The organism is Gallaecimonas xiamenensis 3-C-1 (assembly GCF_000299915.1).
Classification (GTDB): Bacteria; Pseudomonadota; Gammaproteobacteria; order Enterobacterales; family Gallaecimonadaceae; genus Gallaecimonas; species Gallaecimonas xiamenensis.
The window spans coordinates 1-23,646 of sequence record NZ_AMRI01000032.1; the positions used below are offsets into that span (position 1 = coordinate 1).

Consider the following 23,646-nt stretch of genomic DNA (forward strand, 5'->3'; position numbering starts at 1 on the left):
TCAATTGTTAAAGAGCGTCGCTATCTCAAGCGAGGAGGCGCATTCTACCGCAACCTCATTCCTTGTCAAGCCCTTTGCTTTTCAAGGACCTCCGAGCAGTTCCGCGTTTCGCTTCCCCCGTCGAAGTGAGGCGCATTCTATAGAAGCCCCGCCAAGAGTCAACCACCTAAAACAGAGATTTTCACTGACTGCCTAGCAAATGAACAAAAAGGGCCAAAAAGGCCCTTTATTGCTGCTTTTTCAGGCTTACGCCTTGGGTTCATCACCCTTTTTCTCTTCTTTATTGCACTCAAAGTCCGCATCGTCGTTGTCACCCACTACATGTTCCATCTTCAACTCTTTGACAGAGCGGATGGTGATGATGGGGCCGGACAGGGCATAAAGGGCAAATACGGTGAAGAGTACCAAGGCCGGTTGCAGGGCCACGATGACCACGACACCGATAACGATGAGGATGGCCAGGAAGGAACTCTCACGCCAGTCCACATCCTTAAAGGACGGATAGCGGAAGTTGGAGACCATCAGCAGACCGCTGAGCAGGGTTACGATGGCAACCAACCAGGAAATGGTGGGACCGGCGATGTCAAAGTCACTACCGACCCATACCAGACCCACTACGATAGCGGCGGCTGCCGGGCTGGCCAGCCCCTGGAAGTAGCGCTTGTCGGCAATACCGACCTGGGTGTTGAAACGGGCCAAGCGCAGGGCGGCACCAACGGCATAGATGAAAGCGGCCAGCCAGCCCACCTTACCCAGGCCAGACAGGGCCCAGTTATAGGAGACCAAGGCAGGAGCTATACCGAAGGACACCATATCTGCCATGGAGTCGTACTCGGCACCGAAGGCACTCTGGGTATTGGTCATACGGGCAATGCGCCCGTCGAGACTGTCGAAGACCATGGCAACGAAGACCGCCACAGCGGCTGCCGTGAAATGACCCTGCATGGAGGCGATGACGGCGTAGAAGCCAGAAAAAAGGCCGCCGGTAGTAAAGAGGTTGGGCAGCAGGTAAATCCCTTTGCTGCGCTGGTTCTCGCTCATTGTGGAATTCTCGCTTGGCAAAGCCTGAACGGGTTAGACTGTTTAAGATATCACAGCCACTTGGCATGCCCCAAGACGGCAGGAGACGCAAAATATGTTCAAGTACAGTTTGTTGCTGCTCTTAAGTTTTAGCCTGGGTAGCTGGGCAGCCATGCCCCAGGGAAAGGACGACAACACCGTCTATCGCTGGGTAGACAGTAAAGGCAATGTTCACTTCTCCCAGACACCGCCTCCGGGCAAGGCCGTGGATGCGGTCAAGGTAGATGCCCCTCAGCCCAGCTCCACCCCGCCTACCCCTGTATCAGTCGGCCAAAACGACGAAAAAGCTGAATCGCCCACGCAGGATCTGGTGAAAATGCGTAGCCAGCTAAAGGAAGCCTGCAGCAGGGCCAAGGAGAATCTGGCCACCCTCACCAGCTTCGACAGGGTAAGGCTCCAGGAAGAAAGCGGTGAATACCGAGTGTTGAGCGAAGAAGAAAAGGCCGAGCAGATCACCCTATATAAAGAACAGATAAAGGAAGCCTGCAAGAGCTGACAAAAAAGCCGCCCCGAAGGGCGGCTTTTTATTGGCTGATGGCCAGTTCGCCATCTTGGGCATCCACCTTGATGGCTTTACCAGGAACCAGTTCTCCTTTAAGGATGCGGTTGGCCAGACCGTTCTCCAAGCGGTTTTGGATAGCCCTTTTGAGAGGCCTGGCACCAAAGAGGGGATCAAAGCCCGCTTCGGCCAACAGATCCAGGGCGCCATCGCTCAGCTCAAGCTGGTAATCCCGCTCGGCCAGGCGTTTTTTGAGGCCCGCCAACTGGATAGTGGCGATTTGGCGGATCACTTGATCACTCAAAGGATGGAACACCACCGTCTCGTCGATACGGTTGATAAATTCCGGGCGGAAGTGGTGGCCCACTTCGTCCATCACCATGGCTTTCATCACCTCGTAGTCTTCCTTGCCGGCGTGTTCCTGAATACGCGCCGAGCCCAGGTTGGAGGTCATGATCACCACCGTATTGCGAAAATCTACAGTACGCCCCTGGCTGTCGGTAAGGCGGCCGTCGTCCAGCACTTGCAACAGCAGGTTGAACACGTCCGGGTGCGCCTTTTCCACCTCGTCCAGCAGGATCACTGAGTAAGGACGGCGCCGCACTGCTTCGGTGAGATAGCCACCCTCCTCGTAGCCCACATAGCCCGGAGGGGCGCCTACCAGGCGGGATACTGCGTGTTTTTCCATAAACTCGGACATGTCCAGGCGGACCATGGCGTCGTCGGTGTCGAACAGGAACTCGGCCAGGGCTTTGCAAAGCTCGGTTTTACCGACACCAGTGGGCCCCAGGAACAGGAAGGAGCCGATGGGCCGGCGCGGGTCGGACAGCCCTGCCCTGCTGCGGCGAATGGCATTGGCCACGGCGGTGACCGCCTCTTCCTGGCCTACCACCCGCTTGTGCAGGTTGTCTTCCATCTGCAGTAGCTTGTCCCGCTCCCCTTCGAGCATCTTGGCGACGGGGATGCCGGTCCAACGGGATACCACTTCGGCGATTTCGCCGTCGCTGACCTTGTGTTTAAGCAGGGTCATTTCCTGCATCTCGGCGGCGCTGGCCAGGTCCAGTTGTTTTTCCAACTCAGGGATGCGGCCGTATTGGAGCTCGGACATGCGCTCGTAGTTGGCGGCCCGGCGAGCGATCTCCAGCTCCTGGCGAGCTTCTTCCAATTGGGCTTTTATCTGCTGGGTACCGGACAGGGCTGCCTTTTCGGTGTTCCATATTTCGTCCAATTCCTCATAACGGCCGTCCAGATCCGCCAGCTCCTCTTCCAGTAGGTTCAGGCGCTTCTTGGACGCGTCGTCGGTTTCCTTGGTCAGAGCCTGGCGCTCCAGTTTCAGCTGGATCATGCGACGTTCCAGACGGTCCAGTTCTTCCGGCTTGGAGTCGATTTGCATGCGGATGCTGGAGGCGGCTTCGTCGATCAGGTCGATGGCCTTGTCGGGTAACTGACGGTCGGCAATGTAACGATGCGACAGGGTGGCCGCCGCCACTATGGCCGGGTCTGTGATTTCGACACTGTGGTGAATTTCGTAGCGTTCCTTGAGGCCACGCAAAATGGCGATGGTGTCCTCGACACTGGGTTCTTCCACCAACACTTTTTGGAAACGCCGCTCCAGGGCTGCGTCCTTCTCTATATATTGGCGGTATTCGTCCAGGGTGGTGGCGCCCACGCAGTGCAGCTCGCCACGGGCCAGGGCCGGCTTGAGCATGTTGCCGGCGTCCATGGCCCCGTCGGCCTTACCGGCACCGACCATGGTGTGCAATTCATCGATGAAGAGAATGACCTGCCCTTCTTCCTTGGCCAATTCGTTGAGCAGGGCCTTGAGGCGCTCTTCGAATTCCCCCCGGTATTTGGCGCCGGCCAACAGGGCGCCCAGATCAAGCGACAACACCCGCTTGTTCTTAAGGCCTTCAGGCACCTCGCCATTAATGATGCGCTGGGCCAGGCCTTCGACGATGGCGGTCTTACCCACACCAGGCTCGCCGATCAGCACCGGGTTGTTTTTGGTGCGGCGCTGCAGCACCTGGATAGTGCGGCGAATTTCTTCGTCGCGGCCGATAACAGGGTCCAACTTGCCTTGCTCTGCCCGTTCGGTCAGGTCAATGGTGTAACGCTCCAGGGCCTGGCGGGTGTCCTCGGCGTTGGCGTCTTCAACCTTCTGGCCACCACGGAGCAGCTCGATGGATTGCTCCACCTTAGGCTTGGTCAGATTGTGCTTGCGCAGCAGCTCCCCCAGCTCTCCTTGATCGTCCAGGGCCGCCAAGATGAAAAGCTCGGAGGAAATGAATTTGTCTTTGCGCTTTTGGGCCAGTTTGTCACACAGGTTGAGGAGATTGGCCAAAGCACGGGAAACCTGGACATCCCCGCCGGTACCCTCTACCTGGGGAAACTTATCCAGCGCCTGCCCCAGGTCGGAGCGAAAGCGGTTGAAGTCCACCTTGTTCTGACTGAACAGGGGTTTGACCACGCTGCTGTCTTGGTTTAGCAGCGCCATCATCAGGTGGGCCGGCTCGATAAACTGATGGTCACGGCCCAGCGCCAATGACTGCGCATCAGACAGAGCCAGCTGGAATTTACTGGTGAAGCGTTCGGGATGCATCTGGGCCTCCTAGTGAATCAGATGCCTTTTATGTGGGACCTTAACCCCGAACTTTCAAGTCAATCCTTGCGCAGGATCAGAAAAGCCATGCGTCCGGTTTGGCCGTCCCGGCGATAGGAGAAGAAACGTGTTGGCTCTGACAGGGTGCAGGCCGGTTCCCGATATAGATGCCGGACACCCAGCCGGGCCAGTCGGTTGGCAGCCAACTGCTGAAGGTCGGCCAGGTACTTGTCGCCCCTGGCCGCAAAGGCCTGGCTGTCTTCGGGGTGTTGGTCGACAAAGGCGTCTTTAACCTCGGCTCCCACCTCAAAGGCGGTGGGACCAATGCAGGGCCCCAGCCAGGCGACCACCGAGGTCGTCGCCATCTTGGCCAGGGTAGCTTCCAATACCCCGGCGGCCAGTCCTCGCCAACCGGCATGGGCTGCCGCCACCTGGCGACCGTCCTCAGTGGCAAAGAGCACCGGCAAGCAGTCGGCGGTCATGATGGCTAGGGCTTGGCCCGGCAGGGCGGTGGTGGCAGCGTCGGCCGTGGCTTGCAACTGGCTATCGCAGGACACGGCGGTACTGTGCACCTGGTTTAGCCAGCGGGGTTCTTCTGCCAGACCTATTGCGCCTTTCAGCAAGGCCCTGTTGTAGGCCACCCGGGAGGGAACATCCCCTACATGGGTGCCCAGGTTATAGCCTTGGAAAGGGCCCTGACTGACACCGCCAAGTCGGTCGGTATAGAAGGCGCGCACCCCAGCGGGGAACACGCCGTCGATGGCCTTAACCGCCATGGCGTTCCATATCGCCGCGCAGCAGGTCGTAAAGCCCCAGCATGTCGTCAGGGATGGGGGCTTCCCAACACATTTCTTCTCCTGTGATGGGGTGTTCGAGGATCAACTTGGCCGCATGCAAGGCCTGGCGGGGAAACTGGCGCAGTATCTCCTGGGTATCAGGGTCGGCCCCTTTGAGCAGGCGGCTGCGGCCACCGTACAAGGGATCGCCCACCAGAGGGTGCCCCAGGTGGGCCATGTGCACCCGGATCTGGTGGGTACGGCCGGACTCCAGGCGCAGGCGAAGGCGGGTATGAAGACGGAATTTCTCCGCCACCCGGTAGTGGGTAACGGCGGGTTTACCGTCTTTGACCACGGCCATATGGGTACGCTTGGTGGGGTGACGACCTATGGGGGCATCGACGCTGCCACCGGCTGTCATCAGGCCAATGGCCAGGGCCTCATACTCACGGGTGATATCCCGAGCCTGCAGTTTTTCCACCAGATGGGTCTGGGCCGCCAGGGTCTTGGCGACCACCATCAGGCCAGTGGTGTCCTTGTCTAGGCGGTGCACAATACCGGCCCTGGGGACTACGCCAATCTCGGGGCAATGGTGCAGGAGGGCATTGAGCAGGGTACCGTCGGCATTGCCGGCGCCGGGGTGAACCACCAGGCCGGCACCTTTATTGATAACCAGAATATGGTCATCCTCATAAACGATATCCAGGTCGATAGCTTCCGCTTTGAAGCGCTCATCCGCTTCAACTTCTGCTTTAACATCAATAGCTTCAATGCCAAGCAACTTGTGCCTTGGCTTGTCGATCACCTGGCCGTCAACACGGACATTGCCAGCCAGGATCCATTCTTTTAGCCTTGAACGGGAATGATCAGGGAACAAATCGGCCAAAACCTGATCCAAGCGGTGGCCAAGGTGTTCAACATTGGCCGAAGCCTGTAACTCTATTACTTCACGCATAGATGACTCGTGTCGCCCCTGTGACATGTCAGGGTACTGGGTTAGAATGCGCCAAAAGATATAGTTTACTCCCCTTTGGCACTGAACACAGTGACTTCGAAACAAGGTACGGGAAAGAACCAAGAATGATGACGACAAAAGGACGCTGCCTCACCCTGCTCCTGGCCCTGGGTGTAACCCTGGGAGGTTGTGCCAGCAACAAGAAAGAAGAGCAGGAAATACAAAGCACGCCGCAAAAGAGCTTTGAGATGGCGCAGACGGCCCTGGCCACCGGTAACTTCAACAGGGCAGTGGAACTGCTTGAAGGACTGGACTCCCGCTATCCTTTTGGCCCCTACTCTCACCAAGTCCAACTGGACATGATGTATGCCTACTACAAGCAAGGGGACTACGCCTCGGCCATCGCCGTGATCGACAGGTTCACCAAGCTCAACCCCCAACATGCGGACCTGGATTACGCCTACTACATGCGTGGCCTGAACCACATGGCCATGGACAACAATTTCTTCCAGGAACTGTTGTGGGTGGACAGGACAGATAAGGACCCCAGCAGCTCCAAGCAGGCATTTGAAGACTTTGCCACCCTGGTCAAGCGCTTCCCTGCGTCCAAATACGCCAGCGATGCCAGCAAGCGCATGCTGTACTTGAAAAATCGTCTGGCCAACTACGAGCTGGCCGTAGCACGCTACTACGTGAAACGTCAGGCCTGGATAGCCGCCGCCAACCGCGCCCAGACCGTCGTTGACGATTACAAAGGCACAGAGGCTCAAGAAAAGGCCCTGGAACTGCTGGTCGATTGCTATAACGAGTTGGGCATCCATGAGCTTAAGGCCAATGCCCTGGCCGTGCTCAAGGAGAACTACCCCAATAACCGCCTGGTGCGGTAACAAAAAAGCGGCCCAAGGGCCGCTTTTTTATTGGCTAACAATTAGATTGCTTCTTCGTTTTCTTCACCGGTTCGGATGCGGATAACCCGCTGCACATCAGTCACGAAGATCTTGCCATCGCCGATCTTGCCGGTCTGGGCCGTCTGCATGATAGCGTCGATGCAGCGCTCCAGATCATCGTCCTGAACGATCAGCTCCAACTTCACCTTGGGCAGAAAATCCACCATGTACTCGGCTCCCCGGTACAGTTCGGTGTGCCCTTTTTGGCGGCCAAAGCCTTTAACTTCACTGACGGTCATGCCGTTGACACCCACTTCGGCCAAGGCCTCCCGTACGTCATCCAGCTTGAAGGGTTTGATGATGGCCTCGATTTTCTTCATGTGTGTCGACCGTAAGTAGCTCCAATGGGATTGCTGCTAAGCATAACGTTTCCTGTCCTCTGGCAACAAGGGACCTAGGTACAACTGGCCGGAGCCGGGCTGATACTGGACTCGTACATCAGCACACATTGCCCGGTGGCGGTCCCGGCTGCAAAATCCACGGCAAAGCTGACCGGCGAGAAGGTAAAACCACCAGCGCTATAACTGAAACTGATGCTGCCTGCCCAGGTAGCGCTGAACCCAGAGCAACTGTAGGCCGGGGTGCCGTTGCCGTTGGGGGTGGTAACGCCACAGGTGATACTGTTATCGGCCACACCGTTGACCTTGGCAATGACGGTAACTCCCCCGGGAATACTGCCGTTACAGGCCTTGGTATTGGTACCATTCTTTTGCAGGCAATTTAGGGTGCCGGATACGGCAAGCCCAGCCCCGGCAATGGTAACGCTGAGGCTGTCTTCCAGGTATTGGTTACCGTCGCTCAGGTCGGTTGGCGAAGATCCTGTCACACCGGTATTGCCGAGTCTGGCCCTGACCGCCACAGTACCGTTGCCACCGCTCGACACGGTCAACAGACCACGGCTGTAGGTGCCGTAATAATTGGCTGATGGGTCGGGATCCAGAGTCTTGATCGCTTGGTTGGTAACGGTCATACCGGTGCCAGAAGTCACCTTCCAGTCCGCCAGCAGAGTCAGGTTCAAGTCGTAAAACGGTACCAGGGCCGGCCAGTTTTCGTCCGTGTCCACCAGGCTTTGCAGCAGGGAAAGGTCGGCGGCATTGAGATAGTCGAGGTAAATCCCTCTGGCCATCAGCTGGGTAGCCCCGGCATTGGCGACCTGCAACCCGGAAGGACTGACATCCCTCAGCGCTGTCTTGTCGGCCGCCGTGGTACCCAAGATCTGATCTTTGATCTTGGCCAGCACATAGTTGCGGTAGGCGGCCTGGTTACTACTGCTTTCCAGCCAGTCTTTTCGCATCAACACCACGTCCACCAAACGCCAGTCCTGGGTCACCCTGTAGTAGCCATCAATCCTCTGCATGCGACAGGCTTCCAGATAGTTGCCGGCCAGGATGGAGGTAAAGCTGCCGCTGGTTACCAAGGAGGCATTGAAGGTGTTATAGGCCGACCCCGTATACATGTAGTGGCCATGGGGTGTGATAAGTCGGGCCGGATCAAATACCGGCTTACTGCTGTCGTTACTGTCAAAGTGGTCCTGGCAGCAGATGGTGCAATAAGCCGAAGGGTTATTGTTGGTGGGCGCTCCCGTGCTCTTGGCCACCAGGGTGCCATCTTCGACTATGACTTGGTAATCATCTATATCTGTGGCATCGGGCCTCGACACAAAGGGGGTGTAGCCCTGGGTTTTGGGATTGCTGAGGCTGCACTCACAGTTGATGGTGGCGTAGTCCTCGCGGATAAGGGTGGTACTGTCCGGCTTGTAGGTTACGGTGTCGAACTTGACCAGGGTGCTCCCCCCTTGTTTGAGCACCTCGGGTATGGGCTTGCTGCTCTCACGCTTCTTACCTGTACCGTTGGTATTGAGTTCAAGAGCAATGACGTCCGGTGCCTGGCCGGGGGTATAGGCCACCTTGGGCCCATCGGTGTTGAACACCGGGTCCAGAGAGTTCTTCTTGTCAGCCGAAGTACTTGCAGACATAGAACCGTTAAGGGTGACGGTGTCTGTACCCTGGGGGCTGGTCCAGCTTACGGTGATGGCGACTTGTTTTTGATCCGGCCCCAATACCCCTGTTGGTGCCGTTCCCGACCAACTGCTGGTGGCCTGGTTGTAGTAGAGGTTGGAGACATTCCACAGCCGGCTATAGGCCTGGCCATTTACGGTGACACTGTCGTTACCGGTGGCAATATCGAGAAAGTTGTTGGTGCCTCCAGTGACGTCGTCAAAATCGCGAAACTCCTCCATTTTGGCTTTGGCCAGCTCCATGGCGACGCTGCGATAGACGCTTTCGTTGCTGGAGCGAAGAAAGGACTTTTGCAGCACCACCAGGCCGGTGACCCCTACACCAATAACAGCAACGGCAACCATGACTTCGATAAGCCCGAAGCCCAGGTGTTTTATTCTCATCACCAATCCCTCCAACTGCCGGGAAGCCGCCATACACGCTGAAATGAGCTGCTGGTGGTGACATTCCCTAGAGCAAGTTCGTCAAATCGCACCCCGAAGGTACCGTTGGAAATCGCCACGTCATGGTTGGCGATGATGGCGCCGTTCATGGACGCCGCGCCGTTGGCCTTGAAGTCGGTCACTACCGTGTCCGAGGTATGAAAACTGAAGATGACCCCGTAATAGCTCTTGTTGGCATTGAGGGTCAGGTCCCCGTCCACCACCAGGATAAGGGCCGGATTGGTCTGGGACCCCATATTGACCTTAAGATCACAGTCCCCTTCCACCACTATCAGGCCGGTTTCGGCACCGGTCAGGGCATTACAGTTGCTCAACAGATAGGACGCGTCGCTCTTAATGTCCTGCCAATTGGTACTGCTGATACCGAAGGTGTAGGCAAAAAGATCGCTGGGAAAGGCCGGGTCGCCATCGACAACATCGATGCCGGGATTGTCCTTAGAGGAGTAAACGGCGCTGGTGCAGTCCCCTCCCACGAACTCCTGCTGGCCGCAGGTCTTGACGTTACCGGACAGGTTGACCGGTTCACTCATCCAAATGGACACCGGCACTCCCCGGCCGCCACCATTGGGGTTGGCGCCAACACTGAAAGCCCCCCCCACTGTCATATTGCCCCCCACCGTCAAAGGTGAGGCGGGCCCGGCGTTGACGACAGGCGTTACCACCAGGGTCTGGCGATGCACCTCTGTGGTGGAGCCGTCTTCAGAAGTGCCGGTTGCACTGAGCTTGGCTACCGGATAGATGACCGTTTCCCCGGACGAATTGCTGAAGGTAACGGCATCTTCGGTAGAGGTGACAGTGAAGCTGGTCTGAGCCCCTGCCACCTGGGCGCTGGCCAGGTTAAAGCTCATGCTGCCCACGGCAGGGTTTTTACGGATCTGGGCTACTGCATACTCAAGGCCGCTCTCTGCTGCCTCAAAGGCCTGTTCATGGCGCACTTCGTTGAGCTGGATGCGGCTCTCGGTCACTTTGTTGCGGGCGGTGAAAACGGCCACTCCTATGGCCATCACCATGATGATCAAGGTGATGGTCAAGGTCACGAAGCCGCGCGTCTTAGATATCGTCATTGCGCAGCCTCACTTCCTGGTTCAAGGTCATGGTGAGTTCAGGGGTAGCCCCGCTATAACCGCTGACCGAGATGTTGATGGAGCGGATCCCAGAGCTGGCCGCCCCAGACAGATAAGTGAAGGTAAGGTTGCTGATGGTTAAGTCGGTCTGCCAGGACAGGGATTCACGGGTATAGGTGCCGTCACACGCTGGGGTGCCGGTAAAGCTGGTCATCTGGTAGATGATGCCGTTGTCGAACACATAGCCCCTTACCTCGTTGGTGTTGATGTCCAGCACCCCATCATCGTTTGCATCCATGCGCGCTATGATGCAGTTGTTGCTGGCACTGAGATCCCGATCGGGTTTGAAAACAAAGGGGCAATTGGTTTCATAATCGCTGGTACAGGCCGGTTTGCCGAAGTTGTTGCTGGCATTGGCCGAATAACCGGTGCGGCGCACATCGGAAGCAATCAAATTGGCTATGGCATTGAGATCGCTGCGCAACACTGTCATGCGGGTGGAGATGGAACTGGCCCCCACAGTGGCCGAAAACAGCGTTGTTGCCGCCAAGATCACCACCAGCCCCATACCCATGGCAATCATCAGCTCGACCAGGGTCATCCCCTGTTGGTTGCGTTTTAACATGAGCAGCTCCCCACCCCACTGAGATTGCAGGTGCGCACCCGCCCCAACACCGACACCACAACGCAAAGGCCTGAGCTCTCCCCCGCCAGCTTGATGTCGAAGCGCCCGTTATTTGCCCCTCCTGACAAATTGGACACTCCCTTATTCCGAGCTTTGAGCACCAGTACATCGTCATCGAAGGTGGAGGTGACATTGACCCAGTCGTAGTCATTTTTGCTGGTCACGCGGGTGAGGTTACTGGCGGTAAAAGTGCATTGGCCGGCACTGGCACCGCTATCAAGGGAGGCGCAATCACAGTCGCTGCCGTCGGTGATGGCCCTGGTGGTCATACCGGCGCACCAGCCATTGGTGGCAGAGATGAAGAAATTGACGTCTTGATTTAAACGGACCGCCTCGCTCTTTCCCAATAAAACCTGGGTGCGGATGGCCTCGGCGGCATGGCGCAGCTGCCGCTCCTTCATCACGGTGCGGTACGACGGTACGGCAATTCCCGCCAGTATGCTGACCAAGGCCAGGGTGATCATCAACTCAAGCAAGGTAAATCCCGGTTGTTTTGAAGCGCTTGTCACCGCTTATCTCCCGGTTGTGACCTATAGTTTTTTCACTGAGTATAGTCGAGCCTATAAGGTGCAACTGATGAAACGGATGCTAGGCGTGACCCTGCTGGAACTGATGATCGTCATCGCGATCCTGGCCATTTTGGCGGGCATTGCCTACCCCAGTTACCAGCGCTACGTGCTGGAAGCCAACAGGACGAATGCCCAGGGCGAGCTGGCAAAACTGCAGTTGGCCCAGGAGACCTACAGGGTAAAAAACAACAGCTTTGCCACCCTGGCCCAACTGGGCGGACTGACCAGCGATCATTACACCTATTCCATCTCCAACATCACCGCCAGCAGCTACACCCTGCAGGCCGTCGCCAAGGGCAGCCAAAGCAACGACACGGGTTGCACCACCCTCACCCTGGATCACAACGACAATAAAACCCCGGCAAGCTGCTGGAAAAACTGAGGAAAAGCCGCCGCTTTTGTTAACATGGCGTTGCCACATTCCAATAAACAGAGGCACCCATGAGGGAAAGAGGATTCACGCTTGTAGAGCTGCTGGTGACATTGATGGTCGCCGGCATATTGGTGACAATCAGCTACCCGTCGCTGAGCCGGTTTTTTAGGGACAACCAATTGGGAGCTGAGGCCAGTGAGCTGCAGTCGCTGTTGGTCACCTCCCGCCACCATGCCCTTAACTACCAGATGCCGGTGGTGGTCTGCCCCCTGGTGGGTGGTAAGTGCGCCAATAACTGGGCCGGGGAGATCAGCAGCTTCGTGGACAGCAACGGCAGCGGCGAGTTGGATAATGGCGAAGAAGTACTGCAAAGGGTTGAAGCCACCAGCAACAGCCGCATCTTCGGGCAATTGCGAATAAGCTTCGCGGCCGACGGCATACTGGCTTCCACCGCTGGCACCATAGAGATCTGTGAAGGGAGCGACGCCAGCCTTTACCACGGAGTGGTAGTGGACCCTTCGGGGCGCAGCAGGGTGGCGGAAGATTTGGACGGCAATGGCGTGCGCGACGACAGGAACGGCAACGCCATCAACTGCAACTAACGGGGTTGCTCGCGCTCCAGCTTCTGAGCCTTGCGGCTCTTGAAGTCGGCATTGGCCGGTACGCACTCATGCACCTGGTTTATGGTGGGTGAACCGGCCATCCGCAACTTGGTATAAGGCAGGGAATAAACCAGCGCCTTGGCTTTGTCGGGGCTCACCACGAAATGCCCGATGTAGTCCTTCCCTTTCTCCAGGGTCAGATGGCATTTGTACTCCACTTTCTGCGCCGCCAGGGTGGCGGTACTGATCAGCAAAGGCAGCAAGGCCAAGCTCCATTTACCAGCAGACATTGGAACTCCCGTTACTCGCATTGGTGGCCGACTTCTGGCCGCTTTGGTTGAGGGTCAACACAGCACAGTCCGGATCTTTACCCACCTGCCCTGACGACGCAGTAGCGGTGAGGGTCAGGGTGTCCCTGGCCGCCGATGCGGCAATGGTAAAACTCCCCTTGGCGATGCTGTAACTGGCAGCACTGCCCCCCACCAAACCCAGGTTGGCAGTGTAGGTCCGGTGATCGATCCGGTACTGCTCCTGCAGGTTGGCCAGCCGCATCAGTTCCGCCTGGGCCTCCGCCCTGTTGGATTTGGCGATATAGGCCGTATAGGAGGGGTAGGCAATGGCCCCAATAATGGCCACCACCGCCACCGTTATCATCAGTTCGATCAGGGTAAAACCGGTTTGCTGCCTCATTTTTCACTCACGTAGTAATAGATCCTGTCAGCCTGCATGGACACATCTATGGGCAAGGTCGGCTTGGTTTCACCGCCACCGCTGTCCACCCGGCCAATACCTATGATGCGGATGACACTATTGCCGTCTTCATCGACACCGGCGTGGACCACTGGGGTATCCGGCAGTTTGCCGGGTATCTCCACGACACCCCAGCTATAGGCATTAAACCCTCTGTGCAGGTTGAGGGCATAAAGCCGGCCCATACCCGGGATCAGGCAGCTGTCAGAGTTGGCCGGCGGCTCGCCGGGGGGCGTAAAGGTGGTGAAATAGGCTACGCCGTCTATGACCAGGGGCGCTGCCAGGGCCTTCTCGCCGTTATGGGTCAGGTTAAAGAACCAGCCCCTGGCTGAGCCCAGGGCCAGCTCCTGGGCTTGTCGCTCACTGTCACTCAGGCTGTCGGTGAAAGGCTGGCCGCTCATGTTGTAAAGGTTGGCCAGGGTAATGGCCGCTTCGGTGTTCTCGTCGGTTGCCGAGCGGGTCACTATCTGGGTGTCACGGAGCATAAACAACTTATCGGCCACGTCCGTATCCAGCGGGTTGGGGCGCTCCCCAGAACCAATCAACACGGCATCGAAAGGCAACTGCTGGGTTGTTATCTGCTGCTCGGTCGAACCGTCAGGCAGGGTGACCGTCACTGTCACCGTCTGGGTGTACTGGGTTTGGACCAGGGTGGGGGCCGAGAAAAAGCGTCTGTCATTGGTATCGGCGCCACCCAGGCTGGCAAACTGGCTGACAGTCCAGGGAGCCGTACCAAAAGGTGCGTCGGAAGGCAGGTCAACACGCCAGACGTTACCGGCGGTATCACTGGCGTAAAGGCGGTCGATGACACCGTCCCTGTCGCTATCCATGGTCCCTATTTTATTGGGGAAGGAGGAGCTGAATCCGACCTGCAGGTTGGTGCCTGTGGTTTCAGCCGGGGTCGCACTCCAAACCAGGGCACCGGTAGCGGCGTCGACGATGAATATGCCCCTGCCCATGGTCGCCGAACTGGCAGCAGCGTCGTCGGTAGCGTCATCGTAGCCAGCCCCGAAGATCAACACCGGCCCATTATGACCCGGCACCTTGCCAATGACGGGAGTAGACCAGGTTTGGCCCAGCTCACCCAGGCCGGCGACGTTGTTGTCGATACGCCACATCAGGCGTGGTATGCCGGGGTTGCTGACATCTAGGCCATAGTAGGCCCGGCCGCCACGGCGTTGGCCAATGAAAGTCCAGACCTTGTCACCGTCGGCAGGCTCCACCACGCCATCGTCATCCTTGTCGTAGATGTAGGCCACGGGGGAGGCGTCCATGGAGTAGATCTTGCCGGTCGACTCCAGGTTTTGGCGGATCTTGTAAGCCTTGGGCAGCTCCTGGAAAGGGAAGAAGGCCCAGTTTTCACTGACGCTGTCGCCTTGGTCCTGGAACATGTGCAGGGCCCCCTGGTTGGTACCCACCAACAGGCGCACGTCTGCCGCACCACCGGTGCCATAGTTGATGGCAAGGGGCTTGGAGTGCAGCGGATCACCCATCAGTTCGGCCCTTATCAGGGTGTCGTCCTTGCCATCGTCATTATCCACATCCTTGCCGTAGAGCCAGTCTATGGTGTTGACGATCTCGTCCTTGGGGGTATCCAGTATGCTGGCCAGATCGTCCTCACTGGCTGCGTTCTTCAACAAGGCACTCTTGGTCAGGCTTTCCAAGCCCCCTGGGGTGTTGGTCAGCAGCTTGCGGCCGCTATTGCTGTTGGCAAGGGCCACCAGATGCTGATTAACCCCACCGGCACGGGTGTCGTTACCGTCTTTGACTGAACTCCAGAAGGTTCGGGCACTCTCGTCAATGTCACCCGACTCGGTGATGGCGGACAAGTCGTTCACATCGACGATATCGTCGTACTCGGTCACCTTCAGCTTCTTGATATTACCCAGCCACCTGGGCCCTGCCGACGGCAGGAACATGGCGTAGTAGATGGAGTCGAGGGAACGGGTCCGGTCGAAGTTGTTGGCAGCGATGGACGGTGAGGTAAAAGCGGATGTTTTGCTGGAAACCTTGGCCAGTACCTTGTTAAGGGCGCCAACCAGATCAGAAGCCTTCTTGGCCGAGAAATACTCCCCACCGCCCAGCTCGGCAGCCTTTTCCAGGATAGGTTCGGCATCGTCATCTTCGTCCAGGGCGAAGCCGATGGTGTAAAAATCGATGGTCTGTTTACCGGCCAGGCTGCTGTTTAGATCGTTATTGTGCATCCACTCGGCCAGAGCCGGCAGCATGGTGGTGTCAGTATTACGGTCATTGACGTTATAACGGAAGGAACTGCCGATACCGGGCAGCAAGTTGATGCTGGCATCGGCCCTGTGGTCCATGGTCGGCTGACCGTCGGTGATCATCACCACATAGAGCTTGTCCTGGCACTTGCTGAAGGGAGACAGGTAGTAACCGTTCTGATCGGCCGAGCGATCCCGCCCAGGATTGAGCCCCTGATCGTTTTCATAGCCAAACCGCACCGCATCACCAGACAGGTAACGCTTGGCCTCATACATGGTTTCACAAAGGGGGGTATTGGTCTCACCATTGAGGTTGTTGATGGTGCTGACAAAAGTGCTCAGATCGTCACGGCGCTCCAACTTCTCGATGATACGGCCACCTGAGTCACTGTCGGTGGTGCTGTCTGATCTGGTGTTGTAGTTGAACACGGCCAGGCCGTAATCCACGCCGGGAGCGGTGTTGATAAGATCAGTCACCGCTTCCTTGGCCACTTCCAGTCGTGACTTGGGCCCGGACAGCCAACCGGCGTCAATCTGTGCCAGATAGCGCAGGTAGTTGGCGGTAAAAAGGGTAAAGCCGTTCCTGTTGTCGTAGAAGTTCCAGAAATCACTGTTGCCGTAGACATTGCGGCCATAGAAATAAAAGTTGGTGGTGTAGGGGTCGGCGGACTTGGACGGGTTTTTCGCCGGCCAGCCGTCGCTATAGTCGGGGGCGTTGCGATTATCCTGGTTCATGAAGTCGTCAAGACAGTCGATGATGGGCTTGTTGCCCAGCCCCGAGTTGTTGGGCAAGGCCAACCATTGCCCCGACCAGCCTTGGTACTTCACGTACTTGACCACACCGGTATAGCGCCCTTCGTTGTCCAAAGGAGTCCAACTGGCGGCGCAGCCGTTTTCCACCTTGTTGAAGCGGCGCTTCTTGTCTTCGAAATCGGTCAGGGGCGGCGCCGTCATGCCGTCCGGCAGCTCGCTATTGGGGACGTAATAGATGATGTCGTCCTGGTACTGGTGCGCCGCATCCACCGGTGCGTAGGTGGTAGAAGGGTCGTAACGGTCGAAGGCGCTTTCCAGCTGGGTGTTCATGGACCCAGAGTTATCGAAGATGATCAGCAATTGCGGACGGTAACTGGTATTGCCACCGTTACGCAGCACGTAGAGGTCGATATCTTCCGCCGGTGCCGGCGGAATAGCCAACAGCGGCAACAGCATAGCGGCAAGCAAGGTAATTTTTTTCATTGTCTTAGCTTCCTGTCGGCGCGATCAGCGGTTGGGAAACGCCGTTGGTCACCTCCAGCCGGCCCAGGTTGCGCCGCCCGAAGGTCACTTCTGATACATCGTGAAAATGGCGGCATACGAAGGTGTCGGTGCCGGTGCCGTTCTCGCTGCGTGGGCAGCTGGCCTCCACGTCAAAATGCACCACCGCCTGACGGGCATTACCCCCTTCGTCGGTCAGGCCAGTGTTGACGGCCAAGCCATTGTTGTAATCGCCGGTGCTCTTGAGGAAGGCCTCGGAGGTACCGGCATTCATGATCACATCGTCCAACACGCCATTGGCCGTTTGTAGGGCTTCGGTCCTATCGCTGGCCGCCCCCGCCATCTTTACGTCCATGGAGCTGTTGGTCAGCAGGGCCACACCGAGAATGGTGATGATCAGCAAAAAGATCAGGGCCACAAAGAGCACCAGGCCGCCTTGGTTACGCTTCATCGTCAGAACCTCTAAAGACTGATCTGTTGATATTGGGGATTGGGCAGGGTGATGGTGGTCTGCAGCAGGAGGCGACGGAAATGATCGTTGGGGGCATAGGCCGCCTGATCGCCCAGCTGATAGCTGAAATTGCCGTCAAAATCCCGATCCGCTGTCAGGGTGCGCGCCAGTATGTAGAGGCGCGCCGACACCACTTTCTGCCCGGCCGTCCCTATCCAGTCCGCATCGGCTATAGCGTCGGCACTTGCGTAAAAATTCGCCATGGCATCTTGATCGGTATCGATCCCATACATGACATGAAAACGCTCTATCCCCTCAACCAGCGCCTCGTCCGCCATGTGCGGGCCCGTGGCATCAATTGTCAAAAATCTGCGCTTGAGCACAGGTACGGTGAGACTGCCCCTGGTCTCGTTGGCGATGTAGTAGACGTGGTGCAGGTAGGGCCAATATTCACCATTGTTGATCGGCGGGGGGAACTGGCCGGCTGTGGTGCCGGGCCAAAAGCGGGCCCTGTTGGGGTTGGCCAGCATATAGAGACGATCGCTGCGCCAGGTAGCTGCGGTGGCCATGGGGCCAGCCAGGCGCTTGATTTGCAGGATGTCGGTACCGGCCACGGCGCCGGAAAGGCAGCCCATGACACCGTCAGCGGCTATGCCGCCCCAAAGCATTTGGAAACTTCCAGCCGGCGCCGTGTCTCTGGGCAGGGTGCCGTTGTTAACACCACCCCCCAGGCAGTCTGAGCCCACCACAACCCCACTCAATTCGGTGTTGAGCCCCACCACCAAGGGGGTACCGGTCATGGGCCCCAGGTGGTTGGCCTGGCGCAGGTCCTCACCGATAAGCCGCAGGGCAAAACTGGCGTTCTCCTGCAGTTCCCCCACCTGCTCGGTGGAGCGCACGCCCCGCTTGGAGGCCACGAACACCGCCGAAATGGCCGCTGCCATCACCAACCCCAGGGTCATGGCTACCATCAATTCAATAAGAGAAAAGCCGCGCTCTTTGCTCATCACCACACCACGCTCTTAACCTGCAACTGGCGCCGACGGGTTGACGCCGTGCCGCAGTTACCGTCTATGGCCCCGTCTGAGGTGGCCTGAATGCCCTCCCAGGACAAGGTCACCGTCATCAGGTTGTTGGCCACGGACACGCAGCCAACGGCGTTTTGCAACAGCGGTATGCTGGCATTGCCCTCTTTGGTGCGTATGCCCTGCAGTTCCTGATGCCATTGGTATTTGTCCCAGGCCGCAAGGGCGGCGCTGTCACAGACGGCGGCGCGGGCACACTTGCTGGCCACGGCCACTGTTTGGCCATAACCCATGGTGCCGGCATAAGAAGCGATGGTAAGCGGGTTGCTGCGCGCCCGCTCTATGTAGTCGTTGGCCAGGCTCATGGCCTGGGTGCGTTCCAGGGCTCCGAAACTGCCGCGTTTGGCCGCCAGTTGCATGGCCACGGCACCCAAGATGCCGAAGCTCAATACCACCAGTGCCACCAGCACTTCCAATAACGAAAAGCCCCTGGAGTTTCGACGACAGGTTCCCTCAAACACTGTCTTTCTCCCGGCAAGCAAGTTTTGTTGTTTTCTAGTGGTGGCTAATTTACCAGCGCTTTAACACTCAGGCAAAAAAATGTCGCCATTTAGGCGACATTTTTTAATCAAATTGTTATAATGCCTAGTTCAGCGCAGCTCTGCTGGCACCGCAAAGACGATGTTCTCTTCCCTGCCTTGGGTTTCCACCACATCGGTGCCCCCCCAGCCTTTGAGCTTGCTGATCACCTGCTGCACCAGGATCTCCGGTGCCGAAGCGCCCGCTGTCACCCCCACGGCTTCAGCCCCTTCCAACCAGCTTTGCTCTATGTCATCGGCAGTATCGATAAGATAAGCACAGGCACCCACCTTTTCGGCCAGTTCCCGCAAACGGTTGGAGTTGGAGGAGTTCTTGGCACCCACCACCAACACCACCTTGGCCTGGTGGGCCAGGGCACGCACTGCGTCTTGACGGTTCTGGGTGGCGTAGCAGATGTCGTCTTTACGGGGCCCTTCGATTTCCGGCCAACGGGCGCGCAGGGCGTCGATGACATCGGAGGTGTCGTCCACCGACAGTGTGGTTTGGGTGACAAAGCACAGGTTGGCGGCGTCCTTGACCTCCAGCTTGGCTACATCGGCCGGGGATTCCACCAGGTAGATACCCCCTTGGGGGCTATGGTATTGACCCATGGTGCCTTCCACTTCCGGGTGGCCGGCATGGCCGATAAGGATGGTCTCCATGCCCTTCTTGGAGGCACGGGCCACTTCCATATGTACCTTGGTCACCAAGGGGCAGGTGGCGTCGAACACCCGTAAGCCACGGTCTTTTGCTTCGTTGCGCACCGCCTGGGATACCCCGTGGGCGCTGAAGATGACGATGGCGTCGTCCGGCACTTCACTGAGTTCGTCCACGAACACGGCGCCGCGATCCCGCAGGCTCCCCACCACATACTTGTTATGCACCACTTCATGGCGAACATAGATGGGGGCACCGAACAGTTCCAGGGCCCGCTCGACTATGCTGATGGCCCGGTCCACACCGGCGCAAAAGCCACGGGGGTTGGCGAGGAGCACTTGCATCAGGGATTTACCTCCAGGACTTCCACCTCGAAGGTCAGGGTCTGGCCTGCCAGGGGGTGGTTGAAATCGACGGTGACCGAATCACCGGCCACGGCGCGGATGATGCCGGGGATCTCTGCGCCGTTGGGCTGTTCGAACAGCATCACGGCACCTTCTTCCGGCACCTCGTCGGCAAACTTGGCCCTGTCTACATGGTAGATGTTGTCGGGGTTGGGTTCGCCGAAGGCGTCTTTGGGTTCCAGCACGAAACTCTTTTGCTCACCGGGCGTCAGGCCCAGCAGGCATTTCTCGAAGTTCTCGGTCAGGCTGCCGTCGCCCATGCGGAACTTGGCCGGCTTGCCGTTGACCTTGGTGCTGTCGGCGGCGCTGCCGTCGCTGAGTTTGATGGTGAAGTGCATGATCACTTCACTTTGTTGACCGATAGGGTTGCTCATTTTGCCTTGTCTTCACTGCGAAAAGAGGCCAGCACCAGCATCAGGGCACCGACACAGATGGCGGAGTCCGCCACGTTGAAGGCAGGCCAGCTCCATTGGCCCAGGTGGAAGTCCAGAAAATCCACCACATAACCGTGCATCATACGGTCGTAGAGGTTGCCAAGGGCGCCGCCGATGATAAGGGCGCTACCGCCCCCTTGCAGCTTGTCGGTCGCCGGCAGGCGGCGCATCCACACCAGCAGGGCCGCGCACACCACCACCGCCAGGATGGTGAAAAACCAGCGCTGCCAGCCGCCTGCGTCGCTCAGAAAGGAGAAGGCGGCGCCGTAGTTACGCACGTAGGTCAGGTTGAAAAAGCCGGTGATCACCTTGCTGTCGTAAAGACGAAAGGCGCCCAGTACCGCATATTTGGTGGCCAGGTCGACGGCGATCACCACCACCGTCAACCATAGCCAGCGAAGACCTGAAGACATCATACGAACAGGCGCTCCTCACCTTGGCCGTCGACGTTGGTCACGCAGCGGATACAGATGCTGGGGTGCTCGCTGTTCTGGCCCACATCCAAGCGATGGTGCCAGCAACGGTCACACTTGTGGCCTTCGGCCTTTTCCACCAGCACCGCAAAGCCCTTGAGTTCGGTGCTCTGCCAGGCCGCATCGTTGCTGCCCGCCTCCAGCTTGGCCGCCGAGGTCAGCAGCGCAAAGCGCAGCTCGTCACCCAGGCTGGCCAGACGGGCCTTGAGTTCGTCACTGCAATAAAGGGTGACGCTGGCATCCAGGGGGGCACCGATCAGGCCGTCTTTGCGGGCCAGTTCCAGGGCCTTGTTCACTTCATCACGGACGGTCAGCAGTTCCAGCCAGAACTCATCCCCCAACTCGGCCACGTCATCCAGTTGGGCCAGGCCGTCAAACCACTCGGCGGTGAACACAAACTGGCCGCGCTTGCCGGGCATGGCTTCCCAGATCTCCTGGGCGGTAAAGCTCAGTACCGGCGCCATCCAGCGCACCAGGGCCTCACAGATGAGGTACAGGGCGCTTTGGCAGCTGCGGCGGGCGTTGGAATCGTTCTTGGCGGTGTACTGGCGGTCCTTGATGACATCCAGATAGAAGCTGCCCAGTTCGATGGAGCAGAAATGCATCAGCTTCTGGTAGACCAGGTGGAACTGGTAGTCGCTGTAGGCCTGGGTGATTTCCTGTTGCAGCTTGGCGGCGCGGCTGACCATCCAGCGGTCCAGGGCCACCATGTCGTCCAGGGCCACCAGGTCGGTGTCCGGGTTGAAACCGCTCATGTTGGCCAGCAGGAAGCGGCCGGTGTTGCGGATGCGGCGATAGGCGTCGGCGGCGCGCTTGAGAATTTCGTCGGAGACGGTCATCTCGGCGGTGTAGTTGGTGGAAGCCACCCACAGGCGCAGGATGTCGGCGCCCAGGGAGTTCATCACCTTCTGGGGCGCAACCACGTTACCCAGGGACTTGGACATCTTGCGTCCTTGGGCATCGACGGTGAAACCGTGGGTCAGCAAGGCCCTGTATGGGGCATGGCCGTCGATGGCGCTGCCGGTCAGCAAGGAAGAGTGGAACCAGCCACGGTGCTGGTCGGAGCCTTCCAGGTACAGATCGGCAATGGGGCCGCTCTTATGGCCCAGAGGGTGGGAGCCGCGCAGCACGTGCCAGTGGGTGGTGCCGGAGTCAAACCACACGTCCAGGGTGTCGGAGATCTTCTCGTACTGGTCCGCTTCGCTGCCCAGCAGGGTGGCCGGGTCCAGCTGGAACCAGGCATCGATGCCCCGCTCTTCCACCAACTTGGCGACGGCTTCCATCAGCTCAAGGGTGTTGGGGTGCAGCTCGCCGGTGGCTTTGTGCAGGAAGAAGGGAATGGGCACACCCCAGTTACGCTGGCGGGAGATACACCAGTCGGGACGGCCGGCAATCATGTTGTGCAGGCGCGGCTTGCCCCAGGCCGGGACAAACTGGGTGTCTTCGATGGCCGCCAGGGCGGTGTCACGCAGCGTCTTGCCGTCCTTGCCTTCGATATCCATGCCCACAAACCACTGGGCGGTGGCGCGGTAGATAACGGGGCTCTTGTGACGCCAGCAGTGCATGTAGCTGTGCTGGATGCGCTTGTGGTCCAGCAGGTTGCCGGCTTCCTTGAGTTTTTCGACGATCTTGGGGTTGGCGTCCCAGATCTTCAGGCCGCCGAAGAACGGCAGGTCGTCCACGTAGACGCCGTCGCCCTGTACCGGGCTGAGGATGTCGTCGTTGGTCATGCCCTGGCGCTTGCAGCTGTGGAAGTCGTCCTCACCGTAGGCCGGGGCCGAGTGGACGATACCGGTACCGGCGTCCATTTCCACGTAGTCGGCCAGGAAGATGGGAGACAGGCGGCAGAAGAAGTCGGCGGTGCCATACAGGGGGTGGCGGAAGGCGATATGGTCGAGCTTTTCACCTTCGGTAGTGGCGATAACGGTGCCTTCCAGGCCAAAGCGCTTGAGGCAGCTTTCCACCAATTCCGCAGCCAGCAGCAGGATACGCTCACCGGTGTCCACCAGGGCGTATTGGTGCTCGGGGTGTACATTCAGGGCCTGGTTGGCCGGGATGGTCCAGGGAGTGGTGGTCCAGATAACCACGGCCGCCGGCTTAGGCAGGCTGTCCAGGCCAAAGGCGGCGGCCAGCTTGGCGTTGTCGTCGGCGACGAAGGCGACGTCGATGGCGTCGGATTTCTTGTCCTGGTATTCCACCTCGGCTTCGGCCAGGGCTGAACCACAGTCGAAGCACCAGTTGACCGGCTTGAGGCCCTTGAACACGAAACCGGCCTCGACCATCTTGGCCAGGGCGCGAATTTCCCCGGCTTCGTTGGCAAAGTTCATGGTCAGGTAGGGATTGTCCCACTCACCGAAGACCCCCAGGCGCTTGAAGCCTTCCTTCTGGCCGGCGACCTGTTCGGCAGCGTAGGCGCGGGACAGCTCGCGGGTTTTCTCACCGCCCAGCTGTTTGCCGTGCAGGGTTTCAATCTTGTGCTCGATGGGCAGGCCGTGGCAGTCCCAACCCGGCACATAGGGGGCGTCGAAGCCGGCCAGGGTCTTGGACTTGACGATAAAGTCCTTGAGGATCTTGTTGACGGCGTGGCCCAGGTGGATGTCACCGTTGGCGTAGGGAGGGCCGTCGTGCAGGATAAACTGGTCCCGGCCGGCGCGCGCCTTGCGAATCTCCCCATAAATGTCGGCAGCCTCCCAGTTTTTCAGCATTTCGGGCTCGCGCTGGGCAAGGTTGCCGCGCATGGGGAAGGCCGTTTCCGGCAAGTTAAGGGTGGCTTTGTAGTCACGCATG

The 23,646-nt window shown here is 58.4% G+C and carries 23 protein-coding genes; 4 read left to right on the forward strand and 19 right to left on the reverse strand.

Annotated elements, in window-relative coordinates; all coding sequences use genetic code 11:
* Positions 1-246 precede the first annotated feature (246 nt).
* On the reverse strand, positions 247-1,041 hold the full coding sequence (pssA, locus tag B3C1_RS17155) for a CDP-diacylglycerol--serine O-phosphatidyltransferase (RefSeq protein ID WP_008486374.1): 795 nt from the start codon (positions 1,039-1,041) through the stop codon (positions 247-249).
* Between the two features lie 94 nt (positions 1,042-1,135).
* Between pssA and B3C1_RS19535 the strand changes: the two genes are divergently transcribed.
* Complete coding sequence (locus tag B3C1_RS19535) at positions 1,136-1,576, forward strand: DUF4124 domain-containing protein (RefSeq protein ID WP_008486375.1); 441 nt, start codon at positions 1,136-1,138, stop codon at positions 1,574-1,576.
* Positions 1,577-1,604: 28 nt separating this feature from the next.
* Here B3C1_RS19535 and clpB read toward each other — a convergent pair whose 3' ends face one another.
* From clpB to rluD, 3 genes are read right to left on the reverse strand one after another with little or no spacing between them, the layout of a single operon-like run.
* On the reverse strand, positions 1,605-4,178 hold the full coding sequence (gene clpB, locus B3C1_RS17165) for an ATP-dependent chaperone ClpB (RefSeq protein WP_008486376.1): 2,574 nt from the start codon (positions 4,176-4,178) through the stop codon (positions 1,605-1,607).
* Positions 4,179-4,237: 59 nt separating this feature from the next.
* Positions 4,238-4,954: a peptidoglycan editing factor PgeF gene (pgeF, locus tag B3C1_RS17170; protein ID WP_008486377.1), complete on the reverse strand. Its 717-nt coding sequence runs from the start codon at positions 4,952-4,954 to the stop codon at positions 4,238-4,240.
* Complete coding sequence (gene rluD / locus B3C1_RS17175; protein ID WP_008486379.1) at positions 4,944-5,909, reverse strand: 23S rRNA pseudouridine(1911/1915/1917) synthase RluD; 966 nt, start codon at positions 5,907-5,909, stop codon at positions 4,944-4,946. The genes pgeF and rluD overlap by 11 nt, the downstream gene beginning before the upstream one ends.
* 125 nt (positions 5,910-6,034) lie before the next feature.
* Here rluD and B3C1_RS17180 point away from each other — a divergent pair, with 125 nt between their 5' ends.
* Entirely contained in the window at positions 6,035-6,796 is a 762-nt protein-coding gene (locus B3C1_RS17180) for an outer membrane protein assembly factor BamD (protein WP_008486380.1), read from the forward strand.
* A gap of 41 nt (positions 6,797-6,837) precedes the next feature.
* On the opposite strand, the gene glnB is transcribed toward B3C1_RS17180, so the two are convergent.
* From glnB to B3C1_RS19545, 5 genes are all read right to left on the reverse strand, one after another.
* Positions 6,838-7,176, reverse strand: a complete 339-nt coding sequence (glnB, locus tag B3C1_RS17185; protein WP_008486381.1) for a nitrogen regulatory protein P-II — start codon at positions 7,174-7,176, stop codon at positions 6,838-6,840.
* A 74-nt stretch (positions 7,177-7,250) separates the two neighbouring features.
* Positions 7,251-9,257, reverse strand: a complete 2,007-nt coding sequence (locus tag B3C1_RS17190; RefSeq protein ID WP_008486382.1) for a type IV pilus modification PilV family protein — start codon at positions 9,255-9,257, stop codon at positions 7,251-7,253.
* Complete coding sequence (locus tag B3C1_RS17195) at positions 9,257-10,381, reverse strand: pilus assembly PilX family protein (protein WP_156804613.1); 1,125 nt, start codon at positions 10,379-10,381, stop codon at positions 9,257-9,259. Before B3C1_RS17195 ends, B3C1_RS17190 begins: the two co-directional genes overlap by 1 nt.
* On the reverse strand, positions 10,368-11,006 hold the full coding sequence (locus B3C1_RS19540; RefSeq protein ID WP_008486384.1) for a PilW family protein: 639 nt from the start codon (positions 11,004-11,006) through the stop codon (positions 10,368-10,370). Before B3C1_RS19540 ends, B3C1_RS17195 begins: the two co-directional genes overlap by 14 nt.
* Positions 11,000-11,575 carry a GspH/FimT family pseudopilin gene (locus B3C1_RS19545; RefSeq protein WP_156804614.1) on the reverse strand — a complete coding sequence of 192 codons (576 nt, stop codon included), beginning with the start codon at positions 11,573-11,575 and terminating at the stop codon, positions 11,000-11,002. The genes B3C1_RS19540 and B3C1_RS19545 overlap by 7 nt, the downstream gene beginning before the upstream one ends.
* Before the next feature lie 67 nt (positions 11,576-11,642).
* Between B3C1_RS19545 and B3C1_RS17210 the strand changes: the two genes are divergently transcribed.
* Both B3C1_RS17210 and B3C1_RS17215 read left to right on the forward strand, forming a co-directional pair.
* On the forward strand, positions 11,643-12,017 hold the full coding sequence (locus B3C1_RS17210) for a type IV pilin protein (RefSeq protein ID WP_008486386.1): 375 nt from the start codon (positions 11,643-11,645) through the stop codon (positions 12,015-12,017).
* A 59-nt stretch (positions 12,018-12,076) separates the two neighbouring features.
* Positions 12,077-12,610, forward strand: coding sequence for a GspH/FimT family pseudopilin (locus B3C1_RS17215; RefSeq protein ID WP_008486388.1), 534 nt, complete (start codon positions 12,077-12,079; stop codon positions 12,608-12,610).
* On the opposite strand, the gene B3C1_RS17220 is transcribed toward B3C1_RS17215, so the two are convergent.
* The 10 genes from B3C1_RS17220 to ileS all read right to left on the reverse strand — a co-directional run bounded on the left by B3C1_RS17220 (position 12,607) and on the right by ileS (position 23,645).
* Complete coding sequence (locus B3C1_RS17220; protein ID WP_156804615.1) at positions 12,607-12,900, reverse strand: TapY2 family type IVa secretion system protein; 294 nt, start codon at positions 12,898-12,900, stop codon at positions 12,607-12,609. The genes B3C1_RS17215 and B3C1_RS17220 overlap by 4 nt on opposite strands.
* Positions 12,887-13,300: a type IV pilin protein gene (locus B3C1_RS17225; RefSeq protein WP_008486390.1), complete on the reverse strand. Its 414-nt coding sequence runs from the start codon at positions 13,298-13,300 to the stop codon at positions 12,887-12,889. The genes B3C1_RS17220 and B3C1_RS17225 overlap by 14 nt, the downstream gene beginning before the upstream one ends.
* Entirely contained in the window at positions 13,297-16,818 is a 3,522-nt protein-coding gene (locus tag B3C1_RS17230) for a pilus assembly protein (protein ID WP_008486391.1), read from the reverse strand. Before B3C1_RS17230 ends, B3C1_RS17225 begins: the two co-directional genes overlap by 4 nt.
* A 4-nt stretch (positions 16,819-16,822) precedes the next feature.
* Complete coding sequence (locus tag B3C1_RS17235; protein WP_008486392.1) at positions 16,823-17,287, reverse strand: PilX N-terminal domain-containing pilus assembly protein; 465 nt, start codon at positions 17,285-17,287, stop codon at positions 16,823-16,825.
* 11 nt (positions 17,288-17,298) lie between these two features.
* The gene (locus B3C1_RS17240) at positions 17,299-18,294 is read right to left on the reverse strand and encodes a PilW family protein (RefSeq protein ID WP_008486393.1); all 996 of its coding nucleotides are present in this window, start codon (positions 18,292-18,294) and stop codon (positions 17,299-17,301) included.
* Positions 18,294-18,833, reverse strand: coding sequence for a type IV pilus modification protein PilV (gene pilV / locus B3C1_RS17245; RefSeq protein WP_035482633.1), 540 nt, complete (start codon positions 18,831-18,833; stop codon positions 18,294-18,296). Before pilV ends, B3C1_RS17240 begins: the two co-directional genes overlap by 1 nt.
* A 129-nt stretch (positions 18,834-18,962) precedes the next feature.
* Entirely contained in the window at positions 18,963-19,892 is a 930-nt protein-coding gene (gene ispH / locus B3C1_RS17250; protein ID WP_008486396.1) for a 4-hydroxy-3-methylbut-2-enyl diphosphate reductase, read from the reverse strand.
* The gene (gene fkpB / locus B3C1_RS17255) at positions 19,892-20,326 is read right to left on the reverse strand and encodes an FKBP-type peptidyl-prolyl cis-trans isomerase (protein ID WP_008486397.1); all 435 of its coding nucleotides are present in this window, start codon (positions 20,324-20,326) and stop codon (positions 19,892-19,894) included. Before fkpB ends, ispH begins: the two co-directional genes overlap by 1 nt.
* A complete protein-coding gene (gene lspA / locus B3C1_RS17260) occupies positions 20,323-20,802 on the reverse strand; it encodes a signal peptidase II (protein WP_008486398.1) in 480 nt (159 codons plus the stop codon). The genes fkpB and lspA overlap by 4 nt, the downstream gene beginning before the upstream one ends.
* The gene (gene ileS, locus B3C1_RS17265; RefSeq protein WP_008486399.1) at positions 20,799-23,645 is read right to left on the reverse strand and encodes an isoleucine--tRNA ligase; all 2,847 of its coding nucleotides are present in this window, start codon (positions 23,643-23,645) and stop codon (positions 20,799-20,801) included. Before ileS ends, lspA begins: the two co-directional genes overlap by 4 nt.
* Between the last annotated feature and the right edge of the window lies 1 nt (position 23,646).